Origin of the sequence: Bradyrhizobium sp. (genome assembly GCF_049581145.1) — a bacterium.
Classification (GTDB): domain Bacteria; phylum Pseudomonadota; class Alphaproteobacteria; order Rhizobiales; family Xanthobacteraceae; genus Bradyrhizobium.
This window is the reverse complement of the sequence record NZ_JBAURI010000829.1, coordinates 1-15,195: the sequence shown is the minus strand read 5'-3', so window position 1 is coordinate 15,195 and position 15,195 is coordinate 1. Positions and strand designations below refer to the sequence as shown.

Sequence of the window (15,195 nt, the reverse complement as noted above, 5' to 3'; positions counted from 1 at the left end):
GGCCAGGCCGCCGCGCACTGGGCGCGCGCGATCGCGGGAACGCTGGACGGCCGGGCGGATTTCACCGAAGCCCTGCAGGCCAGCGCCTGGATCCACGCCACCTGCACCGAGATCGTCAGCGGCTGCTACAAGCTCGCCGGCGCGAGCGCCGTCATGAACAGTTCGCCGCTGCAGCGCCGGCTGCGCGATATCCACGCGGCAAGCCAGCATGTGTTTGCACAGGAGCGGCTCTACGCCAACGCCGGCAGGCAGAGGCTCGGCTTTCCGCCGGTCGATCCGATCAGCGGACATTGAATCCGAACCGCCGAGGAGAGGGGATGGCGAGTTGCGCCCTTGGCTTCACGCGCTTGAATGCATCCAGGAAATGCCGTGGAATAATTCGCAGACCAGGTCAATCATGCTTCGTCGGCGACGAGCCTCGAAACGCGCGATGGGACCAGGAGCCTTCGGAGAAAGCCGCGGATTTCGATGACAGGCGGCGAATTAAGTGGACTGTCACCGTAACTCCCGTAACTCCTCGACGGGCAAGTGTCGCAACCACCTCGGGCAGAGGGTTATCTGGGCCAGGTGTCGCCGGCGACCAGCGCGGCCAGGCGGCCGAAGGCAGCGGCCGTATAGTCCAGGAACAGGCCGACCAGATAGATCGGCCAAGCCGCAGCGTGCCGCAAACGCAGGAAAAGCGGCAGAGCTCGGAGATCGGCGGACGCGGACTGAGACACGGACTGATACACCAAAGTTCCAAATATCGGGCGCCATAAGGGAGGCGGAAATGTGGCGCTATTCACGTTCTGCTGCTTTTCTGCTCGCCTGTGACCAGACGGTGACCATAACCGCGGCATGGGATCAGGCGCAGGCGGCGGCCAGCGACGGCGAATGAAGCCAAGGTGGACGCCAAGGAAGCGTCCGATGCGCGGGGTGGAGGAACGGTCGACGGCCGCGACTGATCGGCGGTGGCCGCCTCGATCGCGCTCCGAGCATCGCCGCCAGAAAGCGCCGTGCGCCGACTGCTTCGGTCCGCTCGAGGAGACGATGGCGCTCAGCCGTCGGGTCTAGCGCTTGGCAGCCTTGCGTTTCACGACTCCGCGCAACGTCTCATCGATCCGCGACTGCCAGCCGCTCCCGGTCGATTTGAAATATTCGATCACGTCGGGGCTGATGCGCAGCGAGACCAGCTTCTTGGTCGGGGATTTGCTGGGGCCGCGGCCTTTGCGGACCGATGCGGCAAGATGGGGGAAAACCTCTCCGAACGGCCGCGCTTTGGCGAAGTCGGCCTTCGTCAGTTCCGGACTATCACTGACCTCGCGAAGGTCCTTTGCGCCGTATCCGGGCTTTTTTTTAGCGCTCTTCATGGAGTTTCCTTTCTTTTTAGCGCTCTTCATGGAGTTTCCTTTCGTCGCGGCTGGCGGCCCGCATGCTGATGATGCTTACGCCCTCGCGGCCGAGCCTCGCGAACACCACGACGATGACGCCGCGGGCGTTGACGCCGACCGCGACCCAGCGCCTGGCTTTGTTGAGCGAGGGAAGCACCACGGTTGTCGAAGAACGTTTCGTTCAGGTCAGCGAAATCCAGCCCGTGTTTATCGATGTTGGCCAGGCGCTTCGGTCGTCCCAAACGATTTCCATGAGTTGTTTGTAGCTACAAAATAACTGACAGTCAAGTAATTTGTAGCTACAAAGAGGGCGCATGGCGGGTTGATGCTGAAGGCCTGACCCACCATCCTCGCCCGGCGATCGGATTCCCCACTTGCCGGGCTTTGTTTCCCGTGACCGCACGGTGGCGGGGGCCGGAGCGCGCCAAAGCTCCGAACTACGGGGCCGGCTTCAACTAGGTCCCGCCCGACGACAAAAAGCTCAACGTCGGCCCGCCGGCCTCAACCTATCGGCCGCAGGGGTTAACGAATCCGTTTGAGCCCTGACATGAACGAGAGCAGTTTTCGGCCGGTGACGCCGATCCGCCCCGCTGCGGCCTATATCGGCGGCAAGCGCCGGCTAGGCGAGCAGCTCGCGCGGCGCATCGAGGCGGTTGACCATGAGACTTATGCCGAGCCGTTCGTCGGCATGGGCGGCGTGTTTTTCCGCCGGCGCTGGGCGGCCAGGCGCGAGGTGGTCAACGACATCTCGCGCGACGTCGCGACGCTGTTTCGCATCTTGCAGCGGCACTATCCGCAATTCATGGAGACGCTGAAATTCCAGATCGCCTCGCGCCGCGAGTTCGAGCGGCTGCTGGCCTCGAACCCGGACACGCTGACCGACCTCGAGCGGGCCGGGCGCTTCTCTATTTGCAGCGCCTGGCGTTCCAGCTCGCGTATGGCCTTGCGCCGGCGCTTCTTATGTCGCTCGGCCTCGAAGCACCCGCCTGGTCGAAGGTGGCCGCGGTGCCGTTCGCGGGGATGGGTTTCCGGATAGAAGCCGCAGCTTCAGCCCCACGGGTCGGCGTTGACGGGGTTGCCCGAGGGCGGTGCGATCGAGCCACACGGACGTTATCGCATAAGTCTCCTGGAGCGCATCGGGATTGCGGCGGCGGGTGAGAGGGCATTCGATATCGATATGGCCGTGTGTATTTATACACTCGACAAGCTTGACAGAGTGGCGAGAGTGTGTATTTATACACAATGAAATCGCAGGATATTATCAAGGCCCTGAAATCAGACGGTTGGGAACCGGTCGCCCAGAGGGGTAGCCATGTTCAATTCAAGCACCCAACCAAATCTGGCCGCGTAACCGTTCCGCACCCAAACAAGGACGTCCCAATCGGGACACTCAGGAGCATCGAAAAGCAAGCGACAATAAAACTAAGATGAGTACCAAATATCAAATAGAGAATGAGGGCCATTGCGGCCCGCCCCCTCGCACGGGAGAAATGACAAATGGCACACTATATCGCTCTGATTCACAAAGACGCTGATAGCGACTACGGCGTTTCGTTTCCGGATCTTCCTGGCGTAATCACCGCAGGAAGCACCCTTGATGAAGCACGTGCTATGGCAACTGAGGCTTTGGCCTTTCATCTTGAAGGGTTGGCAGACGATGGCGAGGCCGTTCCAGAGCCCTCTACTCTCGAAGAGATCATGGCCATTGCACAAAACAAAGACGGTGTCGCCGTTCTCATAGATGCGCCAGCCGCTCAAGTTAAGAGCGTCCGTGTCAACGTAACGTTGCCTGCGGACGTTCTTGACGAGATTGACAAATACGCCGAGCGCGAAGGCTTCACGCGTTCAGGCTTTCTCGCTCGAGCCGCAAAGAAGGCGATGGCTGCGTAAATCCTCCGTCTGGGCGATGATGTGACTGAAGAAAAGCGCGGCCCTGGTTGCTCGGAATGCGACTATAGCGGCCTTTGGAATAGTCCAGGCAAGGGACCGATTCCTTGTCTGCATTGGCTGGGCGGAGCATTAAAGTCGAGGGCAAGCCGCCGAATGCGACGACTTGATAAACGAACATGCACACCGTATTGCAGCTAAACCGGTGAGTATGATCGCGGTCAGCGCCCTCGAAGCGGCGGGACCAGGTCATGCCGTCCCATCACGCACGGATCTGGCGCGGGCCTTGGCGCGGCGCAGCGCCTCCTCGCTGTCGAGTTGTTCCGGTCTCAGCCTTCGGCCTGGCTCGTCGTCCCAGTAGAAGTATTCGCTGGGGCGGCCGTCGGCGAACCGGACCTCGAAGCTGCCGCATTTCGGGACGGCCTCGTGCTTGATGATGCGGATGGCGGCGGGCATGCGGGCACGCTAGAACCAGAACACGCCGTGAACAACTGATCCTGTTTTTGGGGTCGGCAAAACCGCATCCGTTCGCCGTTCATGCCGGCTTTGCCGACCCCTGAAAGTCGCGAAAAGCCCAATCAAACAAAGGTTTTGCTGGTGCCGGTTGAGAGGATTGAACTCCCGACCTTCGGTTTACAAAACTACCGTTCAATGGCGGGATGTGAGCGTTTGCAATAGTTTAGCGGGTCAAGGACGTGCAAAAGAGGGCGCCGCAGGGCAGGCAGCTGCAGTCCAACGGGGACAGTTGGGGGACAGTGTTTCCGATTTGGAGAATAATCTTCTCCTCGGGCTTCTGGGGCCATTCTGAAGCTGCGAATTGGCACGTCGCAACAGTCCGGGGTGGCGCGACCTGATGCAAACCGACCGGAAAGAACGATTCAGACAGCATGTGAGAGACTTCGGATGACCGCCAAGGCAATGGGCCTCATCACTGGCGATGTTGACGCGCGTCGATATCCCACAGTCTTCGCCGCTTCGATGCTGTCCACGCCGGCACGCCATGCCGCCATGGGAAACCGGTTGTTCATCGCCTTCAACGCAGCGTCTAGGCAGACGGCGCTCTGCGTAGCCCAGGTCATTCGGAATTTCAGCGATCTTGATCTCGCGCAAGAGGGGCGGCGATGTTGATGGCTTTCGGGCGGCCAACTTGCATTTCCAATTCGCACGGCGCCGTAGCCGGGACGGCACGATGAACTCCACAAAAGCCAGTAAAATGCGGACCGGTGTCGGCCGCCGCGCATCGGTGGGACTCGAACAGATCCCATAGCGGTTTTGGAAATCTGACAAATGCGACACGAGATTGTTGTAAAGGAACAAACCACGGCAACGGGACGCATCGTTGCGCTCGACCGCGCGCGCACCTTCATCACGCTTCTGGTGGTCGTCCACCATTCCGTCGTCAACTACACCTATTTCGGCAACGGCGACCGGATGCGCTGGCTCGGCTTCGATCTGGTCGTGCTTTTCAATGATAGCTTCTTCATGGCGTTCATGTTTCTGGTCTCGGGACTTTTCGTCCATGATAGCCTCGCACGCAGGGGACCGGCGGGGTACCTGTGCTACCGCGCGTGGCGCTTAGGGGTGCCGTTGCTGATATCGATCTTCGTGCTGATACCGCTTGCCTATTATGCGTCGTTCCTGCGCTATCATTCACCGGGCACAACGGATTTCAATTTTTTTCATTTCTGGTGGCATATGCTGGCGATCGGGCCGTGGCCGTCAGGACAGTCGTGGTTCCTCTGGGTTCTGCTGGCGTTCGACATGATCGCCGTCGCGGCCTGGTCGATCGCGCCGCGAATCCTGCGGGCATTCGGCCTGCTGATTTTTGCGTTGCGTGACCACCCGTACACGGCCTTTGTCGCGTTCATGATCGTCTCGATCGTGACCTATTTGCCGATGCATCTTTTGTTCGGCGATGGAAGCTGGTTCCAGCCGGGACACTATCCATTCCCGATCCAGACCAGCCGCGTCCTGCTTTACCCTGCGTATTTCTTTACCGGCGTCGGTATCGGCGTCGTCATTCTCAGGGCAGGCGTCCTCGCGGAGAACGGCGAAATCGCGAGCCGCTGGTTCATCTGGCTGGCCTTTGCAGTGCTGTTCTATGTTGCGATCCTGCTGCTGGTCTATGCCCACCACAATTGGATAGCGAATTTCGCGTCGCCACCACTCCCGTGGAAAATGGCGTACGGCCTGGCCTTTGCGATGCTCAGCGCGGCAATGGCTTTGACGGTGTTGGCGGTTTCATTGCGCCTGGCGCGGACCGATTTGAGAGTGCTGGACGCGATGCAGCCCTCGGCCTACGGTATCTACCTCCTTCACTACGTTTTCATCATCTGGCTGCAGTACGCCGTTTACGATCCACCGTTGCCTGCGGTCGTCAAATTCGCCGTCGTATTCACCGGGACGCTTTCGATGAGCTGGGCGCTTACCGTGCTGCTGCGGAAAGTTCCGGCACTTGCACAGATGATCTGAGACCGGACACTCTGGCGCGCGGATAGCGTAACCGTTACGAGCCAGGGCATGCTTCAAGCGAGGTTACAAAGACCTCGATCGGCAGCGGATGATCGATGACATAGCTGCCGAAATTCGGATTGTGGCCGTCCGGCTGAACACACCCGTCTGCCGCGGTCGCGCGCGCCAACAGCGTATAGCGGCCCGGTCGCGGCGGCGTCGTCCAGTCGTATTTCCAGCGGCGCCAGGCATGCCGGTTTATCGGATCGATAAAATCGCCCTTGACCCATGATGCTCCGCCATCAAGGCTGATCCAGATTTCGGTGACATCGGTATCCCCCGCCCAAGCGGCGCCGAAAATAGTGTAGGGGCGATTGGGTTGGAGTCTCTCGTACACACGGGGAAGCGCGATCTGCGACTTCAGGTGCATTTCCGCGAGCGGCCGGCGTACGGGTGTCCCGTCTGAATCATCCCAATAGCCGTAATCAGAGGTCTGCCAGTAGCCTTGGAACGGTTGGGTGGCCGCAACGATGTTGGTCAGCCACTTGACCGACGCCATACCGTAGTGCCCCGGCACTATCGCTCGCAATGGGTAACCATGATCAGGGGGCAGGTCCTGACCGTTCATCTGGTAGGCGATCAGCACGTCGTGCTCCATGGCCCGTGCCCTCCGGATGCTGCGGGCATATGAGATCTGACCCGGTGGTTTGGGCTCCTCCTTCGGCGCGCCGCGGTCGGCGCCTTCCAAAACGATCTCGACCACATCGTCGGCCAGTCCGGCGTGCTCCAGGAGAAAGGAAAGCGGAACACCGGTCCATTCAGCATTGCCGACCGCGCCGAGTTCCCATTGTGCTCCTGGCACGGGCGGCGCCAGGAAAACGCGGCCGTTGCCGGCGCATTCCAGCGTGGCGATGCAGCTCCGCGAAGGCATGGCGCGGATGTCCGCATAGCTCATGCTCAACTCCCTGCGCACTGCACCCCCTGTCGAGAGGCGATAGCTGAGAGGATCCAGTTCCGGCGTTGGGAAATGACTGCGTATGTAAAACAGTTCGGTCGGCGTGATAAAATCATCGAGCTGATCGAAGGGCATTTCGAGATTGTTCGGATCTTTTTGCCGGATGATCAGTCCAACGGGGCGCGGGATTGTGCCAGACCAATTCTTGACTTTCATATCCATAGAGTTCTCCGGTCGAGATCTTGAGCCGAAATCGGTCAGCGTAACCGGACAAATGCATAAGATCGCCGCGCCGACCGCTAGCGCTACCGCTAGGAGCAACTCGCTACAGCAGCGTTCTTTCACCAACCGCGCAATATCGCGGAACCTTTCATTGCCGGGTTCGTGCAACAATCTAGCTAGGCAGTTTGGCGGCGCAGACCACTAAATTCGATTTCAGGCAGCTAAACTCCGCAGCATGGCCCCGGCGACCGCGACCGGGTTTGCTGGAATGTCGACACCCAGCGCGACGAATGGTTCCCGCCATACCGGGCAGAGGCTCAGCGGCCGTGGCGGCTATGCCGCCGCTCGCACGGAGCGCGCTGCCCTGATCTCCTCGAAGAGATCATCGACACCCGAAAGCGCGAAGCCAAGCGCGGCTTCATCGATGAGGCGGCCATCGCGCACCTTCCCATGCACGCCGCCAATCACAATCTGCGGCCGGAGAACAGGGCGCGCCGGGATTGACAGAAGCGTCTCGTTGATCTGCTGCCGTGCGCGCACACCGCCGGTGAAGGCGGGAGATGCCGTCATCGTTAGCACCGGCTTGTTCCAAAGCGCGCGGCGCAGGCTGCCAGAGAGACCGAGAAGGCTGAGTTGGCTCATCGAGGACGGCCCCAATTGGTTGGGACTTCAACTCGCGACCAGAGGCACATCACGCCGCGCCGGTCGCTCGAGTAAATTCTATTCTGGCCTTTGCCATCGTGATCGTCACGTCGTTGGCATCGTCACAATCGGACGCGCCGCGCGTCGCGGAAGTAGAGGTCGTCGTTGCCGGCGGCTCGCGCGAGCACCTGCCGGACAACGAAGCCACCGGCCTACTCCGCCGCGACCATCAGCGATTTGAAGTCGATGCCCAGCGCCTTGGCGACGCCATCGCCGTAGGCCGGATCGGCCTTGGCGCAGTTGGCGATATGCCGCTCCTGGATGTGCCGCGCTGTCGCGCCGATCTGGCGGGCGGTGTTGTCGAACAGCGCCTGCTTCTGTTGTGGACTCATCCTGCGGAAAAGGTCGCCTGGCTGTTGCCAGTGATCGTCATCCACCCGGTGATCCCAATGCGCGGCGGCGCCGGTAAGCTCGAGCGGTGGCTCGTTAAGCTGCGGCTGATCGGTCCACTCGCCCTGGCTATTGGGGAAATAGGTCGGCGTTCCCCCGAGGTTGCCATCGGTGCGCATGGCGCCATCACGGTGATAGCTGTGGAACGGGCATTTCGGCGCGTTGACCGGGATGTGGTGATGATTGACTCCGAGCCGGTAGCGCTGCGCATCGCCATAGGAGAACAGCCGCGCCTGCAGCATCTTGTCGGGTGAATAGCCGATGCCCGGCACGATGTTGGCGGGCGAGAATGCCGCCTGCTCGATTTCCGCAAAGAAGTTTTCCGGGTTTCGGTTGAGCTCAAAATGCCCGACCTCGATCAGCGGGAAACTGCCCTTGGGCCAGACCTTCGTCAGATCAAAGGGATTGAAGGGGAATGCCTGCGCCTCGCTGTCCGTCATCACCTGGATGAAGAGCTTCCAGCGCGGGAAATTCCCGGCCTCGATGCTTTCGAACAGGTCGCGCTGGTGGCTCTCACGGTCCTTGCCGACCACAGCCTCGGCTTCGGCGTCCGTCAGGTTCTGGATGCCCTGCTGGGTCCGGAAATGGAACTTGACCCAGATGCGCTCGTTTGCGGAGTTGAGGAAGCTGTAGGTGTGACTGCCGAAGCCGTGCATGTGACGAAAACTGCTCGGGATGCCGCGATCGCTCATGACGATCGTGACCTGGTGCAGCGCTTCGGGCAGCAGCGTCCAGAAGTCCCAGTTGTTGTCGGCACTGCGCAGGCCGGTGCGCGGGTCGCGCTTGATGGCGTGGTTGAGATCGGGGAAGCGCAGCGGGTCGCGGAAGAAGAATACCGGCGTGTTGTTGCCGACGACGTCCCAGTTGCCTTCCTCGGTATAGAATTTCAGCGCGAAGCCGCGGATATCGCGTTCGGCGTCTGCGGCGCCGCGCTCGCCCGCGACAGTCGAGAAGCGGGCAAACATCGGCGTCTGCTTGCCGATCTCGGAAAAGATCCTGGCCCTGGAGTAGCGCGTAATATCATGCGTGACGGTGAAGGTGCCGTGTGCGCCGGAGCCCTTGGCGTGCATGCGACGCTCCGGGATCACTTCGCGATGGAAATGGGCCAGCTTTTCGATGAGCCAGACATCCTGCAACAGTGCCGGACCGCGCGGACCGGCAGTCTCAATGTTGAGATTGTCCGTGACCGGCGTACCCGAGGCATGGGTTAACGGTGGACGCTCGGAATTTTTGCTCATCTCATTGCTCCTCGGTTCAACGTTGATTGGCCATGGCCGTCGGCGTCGCCTCTGTTGATGCGCCTGTTGCCTCTGTCGGCATTTAACGGGAGCGACACGAATGACTCTATTGCCACCGGGCTTAGCCCACTAACGGATTGGTTGGCGACCTCGATACTATGGTTTAGCCATGCGTCGCACGCGCAAGCCTCATCGGCACGCCAGCGCCGAGCGCTGAATCGGACCGAGCGCTGGCACTTGGATGGGCCGACTTGAACGGACGGTCTCGCGGACGCTCGAGATCGGACTCTGGTGCATGCGGACACGCGATCTCGACCACGCAGCCGGGCCCCGGAACGATCGTGAACCGGAAGCCGTGCAATCGCGTGATCGCGGCCACCAGGTTCAGGCCGAGGCCGAGGCCCGATGCGTGCTTGGTTCGATCCGACCGGTAGAACCGCTTCAAGACCGCATCGCGTTCGTGTTCGCTGATGCCGGAACCGGTATCTCTCACGCGCACGATGTTTTCGCCATGCGCACAAACCAGCCCGATTTCCACCTGGCCGCCGGAGGGTGTAAATTTCACAGCGTTGTCGACGAGGTTGGCGACCGCCTCGATCAGAAGGTCGCGGTCGCCATGCGCGCTCAGTTCATGCGGGGCCTGGATGCGCAGCGCAATGCCCTTGTCTTCCGCAATCGGCTCGTACATGTCGCCCACTTCGCGTACGAGGTCCGAAAGCTCGACCTTGCCGAAGCCGGCCATGCGCTGGCTGTTCTCGATTTCCGCAAGCCGCAGGATGGCGGTGATGATCGACAGCGATTGATCGAGCCCGTCGATTGTCTTGTCAGCGACCGTCTGCAACTGCTCCAGCGTCTTGGCGTTGCTGCGGCCGCGTTCAAGCGTGAGCCGCGCCCGGGTCAACGGCGTTCGCAGATCATGCGCGATGTTATGACCGACGCCTGCGAGGGAATGGACGAGAGTTTCCATCTCGTCGAGCATGCCATTGACGACCATCGCGAGTTTGGAGAAGGGATCATCGGCCGTCCGATGTGGAAGCCGTTCGTGCAAATCGCCGGCGACGATCCGCTGGACCCGATGTCTAATCTCCGCGATGCGTGAATCGGCGCGGAGGCTCAACAGCGCACCCGATGTGAGGCAGAGAGAAACGACTGCGATCAGGCCGACAGCGAGCGCCCAGCCGACGATACCCGCAATCTGCGTGACTTCATCGACATTCCGCCCAATGACCAGGATGTCGCCAGTCGGCAGAGTTCGTCCAATCGTGCGGGCCGACTGCTTCTCACGGCCGGCTTGGTCTATTCTGTCGACGATCGCGCTTTGTATCGCGTTATCGATCTTGAGGGCGGGTGGCAGGCTCTCAACGTTACCCGCAATCCTCCGGCCGCCCGGACCAAATAACCCAGCCAGCTGAACCCGACGGGGATCCTGCTTCAGTCGCTCGTTGATCGCATCCAGCCTCTGCTCGGGAGACAAGGCCGTAATAACGTCGAGTTGCGCGGCGATCATACCGTCAGTTCGCGTCGTCAGGTCATGCTTCGTCTTCGAGTAGACAAAGGCCAGCAAGGCGACGATGACGGCCGCGAACAGGCCGGTCGCCAGCAACGTCCAGCGGAAGGTGCTTGAGCGCATGCACTCAGGGAGCTGCATTAGTGACTCCGAAGGATACGGAGGCGTTCGACGTTTCGGCTTGCTTCGCAAAATATTGATGACACCCCGACACGACGTGTCCGACGTCCGTCCGGTTGCCCTGCGAAGTTTGTCGCGCCAAACATGAACCGCTCGCGGTTTGAATGAGCTTCGATGCTCGCATTCACCAAGCCCGACTTGTTCAGCCTAGTTCGTTCCGGGCGAATGGCTCCATTGCCACCGGGCTCAGTCGGGCCACCAAATTGGTTGGGGGGTCGATACCTGGGTATCGCCGTGCGGCTTACCCTGTGGGCGATCCGCGCAAAACCTACGGCTGATCGCGAGACGTGAATCCATCCGTCAGCGTCTGCATGAAGGCCACAAGCGCATCCTCTTCCGCGTCGGACAGGCCGAGGTGACCGATTTTGCTCGTGTTCATGTTGTCGGTCGATTCCGGTGCGGGCCAGCAAGTCGTGCCTTCGCCGGCATCGTGGGGCTTGCATCGCGGCAGCACGTCGCGCGTGTTGTAGAAATGCACGATCTGCTTCAGGCTTGTGAAATATCCATTGTGTCCGTAGGCCTTCACAAAGGCCGGAGAGGGTCGCTTGTCCACATTGCGCAAGGTCGGTACTTGAATTCGCGCCTTGTTGTCCGGCGCCAGCTTGACCCATCGCTGATCCACAGCGGAGGGTTGGCTAAGCAGCTGTCCATGGTCGAGGAAATTGCCGACCCCGCCATCGATGAATGAGGCTCCTCGCGGGTTGGCAACATAGCCCAATGCGTCGGGCCGATCTTCGCCATAGTAGGGAAGCCTCGGGTTCGCTGGAGTACCGATATTGCTGGCGGTGAAATCGGTGAACAGCGGGTCTTCCCCGGGCCCGCCGTCGCGGTGGCATTCGTTGCAGTGCGCCTTGCCGCGAAACAGATCGTATCCCGCCTTTTCCTGCGCCGTGAACTCCGCTTTCTTCGCGAGCACGGCGTCATATTTGGACGTGAACGACGTCACCTCGGCTGAGGCCTCATAGCCGGCGATCGATTGCGCCATCTGATCAAAGGTCGTGCCGGCCCGACCGCGGTCGACCGGGCTGAGATGGACCGGTAACGGATCGGCGGCGGCAGCTGGTCCTGGCCGGTCGCAGACCTGCTCCACGTCGGTCGGCCATGCAATCGCGAAGGCCTGTGGTCCCCAAATGTTCTCGAACAGGACGCGATAGGGTCGCTGCGAGGCGCGATAGACCGCGCAGGCGATATCGGGCAGGCCCATCTCCACCGGGTTGGTCGGCGGACCTTCCGCTTGTTCGGCAGCAGGATTACCGAGTCGGCGTCCTGTCGCACGCATGTCCCAGAAATTGCCTCCGACGAGGTCGCCCTGGCCGGGATTGTAATGCAAGACGGGCGAGAGCGGCGCATAGGCGTGCGTTTGCGGTTTGCGATCGCTGAATCGCGTGCGCACCGATCCGGGATAGGCGCCGGTCGTACGGTTCAGCTCGGACACCGGACCGGTAAAGCCCGTCTCTGGTGTATGGCAGAAGGCGCAAGCCTCGTTGCGGTAGACCGACAAATTCCTGTCGTAAAGCATCGACTTGCCGACCAATTCGACCTGCTGGGGCTGATTGTCCGGCGGCGCTGCAAGCCGCTCTACAGTCTGCGCTTCGATGCGGTCGATCTCGGCCTCAACCTGCGCAATTTCCTGCAGCGCCAGAGGTGAGAGATTTGGGCTCGCTTCCTCAGCGTTCGGCGCTTGCGCACCAACAGTCGAGAGGACTATCGCCGCTGCGATCGACAAAGGCGTACGCTGCGTCTTCACGCGGGACCCCTGCGAGCCAGTACCCAAAGACTGTGCGAATAACATAGCACAGTGGCCCAGTGGCTTTAAGACGATATCCCGCGGCGGACCACTAAATTCTCTTTTACGAGTTTCGAGGATGACGGATCAACGCGCTGATCTCATTCCCAAAGCCGAGGGCTTAGCTTGCGGAGCGGCAACCAGACGCAGGACGCTCATCCCGCATCCGACCGCGGCGAATATCGCTCCAAGCACCAGCGCGAGCGTTGCCCCCTCGCGGCCGCTGAGGCCAAAGCAGAGGGCGGCAAGCGCGGCTCCGATCGTCTGTCCCGTCAGGCGGGCCGTCGCTACCACGCCGCTTGCGCTTCCGCTACGATCGGGCGGCGCGCTGGACATCAAGGCCTTCATGTTCGGCGCCTGGAAAAAGCCAAAGCCGCATCCGCAGATGGCCATGCGCCAGAAGATATCGAGAACATGCGGGCTTACTGGGAGCATCGCCAACAGCGCCATCCCGAAGCCAAGCAAGGCGAGACCGAGGCCGCCGAGGATACCCGCGGGATGGCGATCGGACAGACGTCCGGCGATCGGTGCCATGATGGCCACCACGAGCGGCCAGGGGGTCATGAAAAAGCCGGTCTCGACTTGCGAACGGCCAAGAATGTCCTCGAAGTAGAACGGCAGGGAGACGAAAGCCAGGCCCTGGACCGCAAACGAGCAAATCGCTGTCGCAGTCGAGAGCGCGAAGACGGGCTTGCGAAACAGGTCGATTGGCAGCACAGGCGCCGGAGAATCCGCCTGCCTGCGGATCAGAATCCAGCCGAGCAACACGGCTGAGACAAGCTCGATCAGGACAAGCCCAGGCCGCGCGTGATGGGCCGCGCTTCCGATCCCCAGGACGAAAAGTCCGAGACAAGCGGCAGCCATCAGAGCGCCGATAAAATCGAAGGCGTGCGTCGCTGTCGGAGTCCGCGGCAATGTTCGCAGCCCAATCAGAATTGCGACCAGGCCGAAGGGAATATTGATGGCAAACAGCCAGCTCCACGGTCCGATCGCGAGAATGCCGGAAGCAATCGTCGGGCCGAGGGTGAACGCGGTCGCAACCACCAAGGCATTGTGCCCGAAACCGCGGCCCTCCAAACGGCCCGGATAAACGAAGCGAACCAATGCCGTATTCACACTCAATATGCCCCCGGCGCCCAGACCCTGCAGCACGCGCGCCGTCAGCAGGGTGGGTAGTGACCAGGCGCAGCTGCAGGCAAACGACGCCAGCGTGAACAGGAACAGGCCTGCGAGATAGACGCGTCGGTGACCTGCGATCTCGCCAAGCGCCGCGAGCGGCAACAGCGTCGCAACCAAGACAATCTGATAGACGTTCACAACCCAGATCACATCAGCAGGGGTGCTGTGAAGATCGGTTGCGATAGCGGGGAGGGCGATATTTGCGATCGCCGTGTCGAGCGACGCCATCGCAAGCGCGGTGAAGATCGCGGCAGCGGCCCATCTGCGCTGTTTCGCCTCCAGGCCATCGATCGCGATCGGCGCATTCGCCGAAATTGTCGCGGTGGACATTCGATAAAACCTCCAACGGGTCGGATGTAGTGCGGACACGATGAGCAGACAGGCTGCTTTCTGCATGCCGCATATGTGTGGGCTTGAATGTCTTGCGTGTCGAGGGAAGCCTGTTCGGGGTCGCCTCAACGAATAAGTTGAAGGTCGTCTCGGACCACAAAGCATGAAAGGCCACGGAAGAAGTCGAGCTCGCGGAGTTTCACTTCCGGCCCGACCTCTTTCGGTTCGGTCGCCTTAGAGATGCGGGCGATCAATAGCCCGTATCGGGCTCGCAAGGGGTAGCGTTGTCCCAGGGTTGCGTGGCGAATGCGCCGACGCGCGGAGCCGGGACGCAAACGCGTCCGTCGATGTAGCGTGCGCCATCGAGCGCGCCAGCATCGGCGCGTGCCGCGAGGTGCCGCGCATGGCTGCCTTGAGCCATCACGGGAGTGGTCAGCACGGTAGTGGCGATCAGTGCAGCCGACAGAAGTTCAACCTTGATCATTCTATTTCTCCATTCGCTGTGAACAGCCAACAGCTGTTGGCTTCGTAACGGAAGTAGAGAGATGATCGACGGGTGAAAGAGAACATTTCCTCACGTCATGTCACTGATGCGCGAGGTCGGTAGGTACCGAAGCCGTCGCGATCAGCTGCCGGATGGATTTCGCGTGACCGAAAGAGCATCGCTCGCGGGGAATGTGTCTCGCAATTCCTCGTCGAGCCGCTGGTCCACGCGATGCCATTCTGCGCGATCGAGCGCGGAGCTTGTTGTTGAAACTCTCGTTCGAATGGTTGCCTCGTTCGGCGCCGGCGATCGGTTGGTCGAGGTTCTCATCTGCAGGGATCCCTCTGGTTGTGTCCTGGTCAACGACTATCCAATGCGCCAACGCGAGCCATTAAATTGATGTTTAGGAAACTAAACTCGATTTCAGACGACGCGAGCGGCCGCGTGTCCGATATTCGTTGAGTGCCTGGTTGTTGCCGAGCCAAAGCCGCCGACGGCGTCGCACGGCCGACAG

14 protein-coding genes and 3 pseudogenes are annotated in these 15,195 nt (G+C 60.9%); 6 read left to right on the top strand and 11 right to left on the bottom strand.

The genetic code is table 11. The annotated features are described in order from the left end of the window. A pseudogene (locus WCB02_RS27205) lies at nt 1-294 on the top strand (flavin-dependent monooxygenase); the annotation flags it as partial. Between the two features lie 260 nt (nt 295-554). On the opposite strand, the gene WCB02_RS27200 reads toward WCB02_RS27205, so the two are convergent. The 3 genes and pseudogenes from WCB02_RS27200 to WCB02_RS27190 form a co-directional block, all read right to left on the bottom strand. Further along, complete coding sequence (locus tag WCB02_RS27200) at nt 555-719, bottom strand: hypothetical protein (protein WP_423962848.1); 165 nt, start codon at nt 717-719, stop codon at nt 555-557. A gap of 330 nt (nt 720-1,049) precedes the next feature. Then, entirely contained in the window at nt 1,050-1,349 is a 300-nt protein-coding gene (locus tag WCB02_RS27195; RefSeq protein ID WP_423962847.1) for a BrnA antitoxin family protein, read from the bottom strand. A gap of 16 nt (nt 1,350-1,365) precedes the next feature. Next, nucleotides 1,366-1,623, bottom strand: a pseudogene (locus tag WCB02_RS27190) (BrnT family toxin). Between the two features lie 294 nt (nt 1,624-1,917). Here WCB02_RS27190 and WCB02_RS27185 point away from each other — a divergent pair. From WCB02_RS27185 to WCB02_RS27175, 3 genes and pseudogenes are all read left to right on the top strand, one after another. After that, a pseudogene (locus WCB02_RS27185) lies at nt 1,918-2,297 on the top strand (DNA adenine methylase); the annotation flags it as partial. 315 nt (nt 2,298-2,612) lie between these two features. Continuing rightward, entirely contained in the window at nt 2,613-2,801 is a 189-nt protein-coding gene (locus WCB02_RS27180) for a type II toxin-antitoxin system HicA family toxin (protein WP_423962846.1), read from the top strand. A 66-nt stretch (nt 2,802-2,867) separates the two neighbouring features. After that, complete coding sequence (locus WCB02_RS27175) at nt 2,868-3,260, top strand: type II toxin-antitoxin system HicB family antitoxin (protein WP_423962845.1); 393 nt, start codon at nt 2,868-2,870, stop codon at nt 3,258-3,260. Between the two features lie 246 nt (nt 3,261-3,506). On the opposite strand, the gene WCB02_RS27170 is transcribed toward WCB02_RS27175, so the two are convergent. Next, entirely contained in the window at nt 3,507-3,713 is a 207-nt protein-coding gene (locus WCB02_RS27170; RefSeq protein ID WP_423962844.1) for a hypothetical protein, read from the bottom strand. 447 nt (nt 3,714-4,160) lie between these two features. Between WCB02_RS27170 and WCB02_RS27165 the strand changes: the two genes are divergently transcribed. Together WCB02_RS27165 and WCB02_RS27160 are read left to right on the top strand one after the other, a co-directional pair. Further along, nucleotides 4,161-4,385: a hypothetical protein gene (locus WCB02_RS27165; protein ID WP_423962843.1), complete on the top strand. Its 225-nt coding sequence runs from the start codon at nt 4,161-4,163 to the stop codon at nt 4,383-4,385. 159 nt (nt 4,386-4,544) lie between these two features. Next, complete coding sequence (locus WCB02_RS27160) at nt 4,545-5,729, top strand: acyltransferase family protein (protein ID WP_423962842.1); 1,185 nt, start codon at nt 4,545-4,547, stop codon at nt 5,727-5,729. Nucleotides 5,730-5,763: 34 nt separating this feature from the next. On the opposite strand, the gene WCB02_RS27155 is transcribed toward WCB02_RS27160, so the two are convergent. From WCB02_RS27155 to WCB02_RS27125, 7 genes are all read right to left on the bottom strand, one after another. Next, nucleotides 5,764-6,885, bottom strand: a complete 1,122-nt coding sequence (locus WCB02_RS27155; RefSeq protein ID WP_423962841.1) for a sulfite oxidase — start codon at nt 6,883-6,885, stop codon at nt 5,764-5,766. A 333-nt stretch (nt 6,886-7,218) separates the two neighbouring features. After that, complete coding sequence (locus WCB02_RS27150) at nt 7,219-7,527, bottom strand: hypothetical protein (protein ID WP_423962840.1); 309 nt, start codon at nt 7,525-7,527, stop codon at nt 7,219-7,221. 212 nt (nt 7,528-7,739) lie between these two features. After that, the gene (locus WCB02_RS27145; protein ID WP_423962839.1) at nt 7,740-9,215 is read right to left on the bottom strand and encodes a catalase; all 1,476 of its coding nucleotides are present in this window, start codon (nt 9,213-9,215) and stop codon (nt 7,740-7,742) included. A gap of 163 nt (nt 9,216-9,378) precedes the next feature. After that, the gene (locus WCB02_RS27140) at nt 9,379-10,845 is read right to left on the bottom strand and encodes a sensor histidine kinase (protein ID WP_423962838.1); all 1,467 of its coding nucleotides are present in this window, start codon (nt 10,843-10,845) and stop codon (nt 9,379-9,381) included. A 325-nt stretch (nt 10,846-11,170) separates the two neighbouring features. Beyond that, nucleotides 11,171-12,649: a cytochrome-c peroxidase gene (locus tag WCB02_RS27135; protein WP_423962837.1), complete on the bottom strand. Its 1,479-nt coding sequence runs from the start codon at nt 12,647-12,649 to the stop codon at nt 11,171-11,173. 126 nt (nt 12,650-12,775) lie between these two features. Beyond that, on the bottom strand, nt 12,776-14,197 hold the full coding sequence (locus tag WCB02_RS27130) for an MFS transporter (RefSeq protein WP_423962836.1): 1,422 nt from the start codon (nt 14,195-14,197) through the stop codon (nt 12,776-12,778). Between the two features lie 250 nt (nt 14,198-14,447). Beyond that, the gene (locus tag WCB02_RS27125; RefSeq protein WP_423962835.1) at nt 14,448-14,681 is read right to left on the bottom strand and encodes a hypothetical protein; all 234 of its coding nucleotides are present in this window, start codon (nt 14,679-14,681) and stop codon (nt 14,448-14,450) included. Between the last annotated feature and the right edge of the window lie 514 nt (nt 14,682-15,195).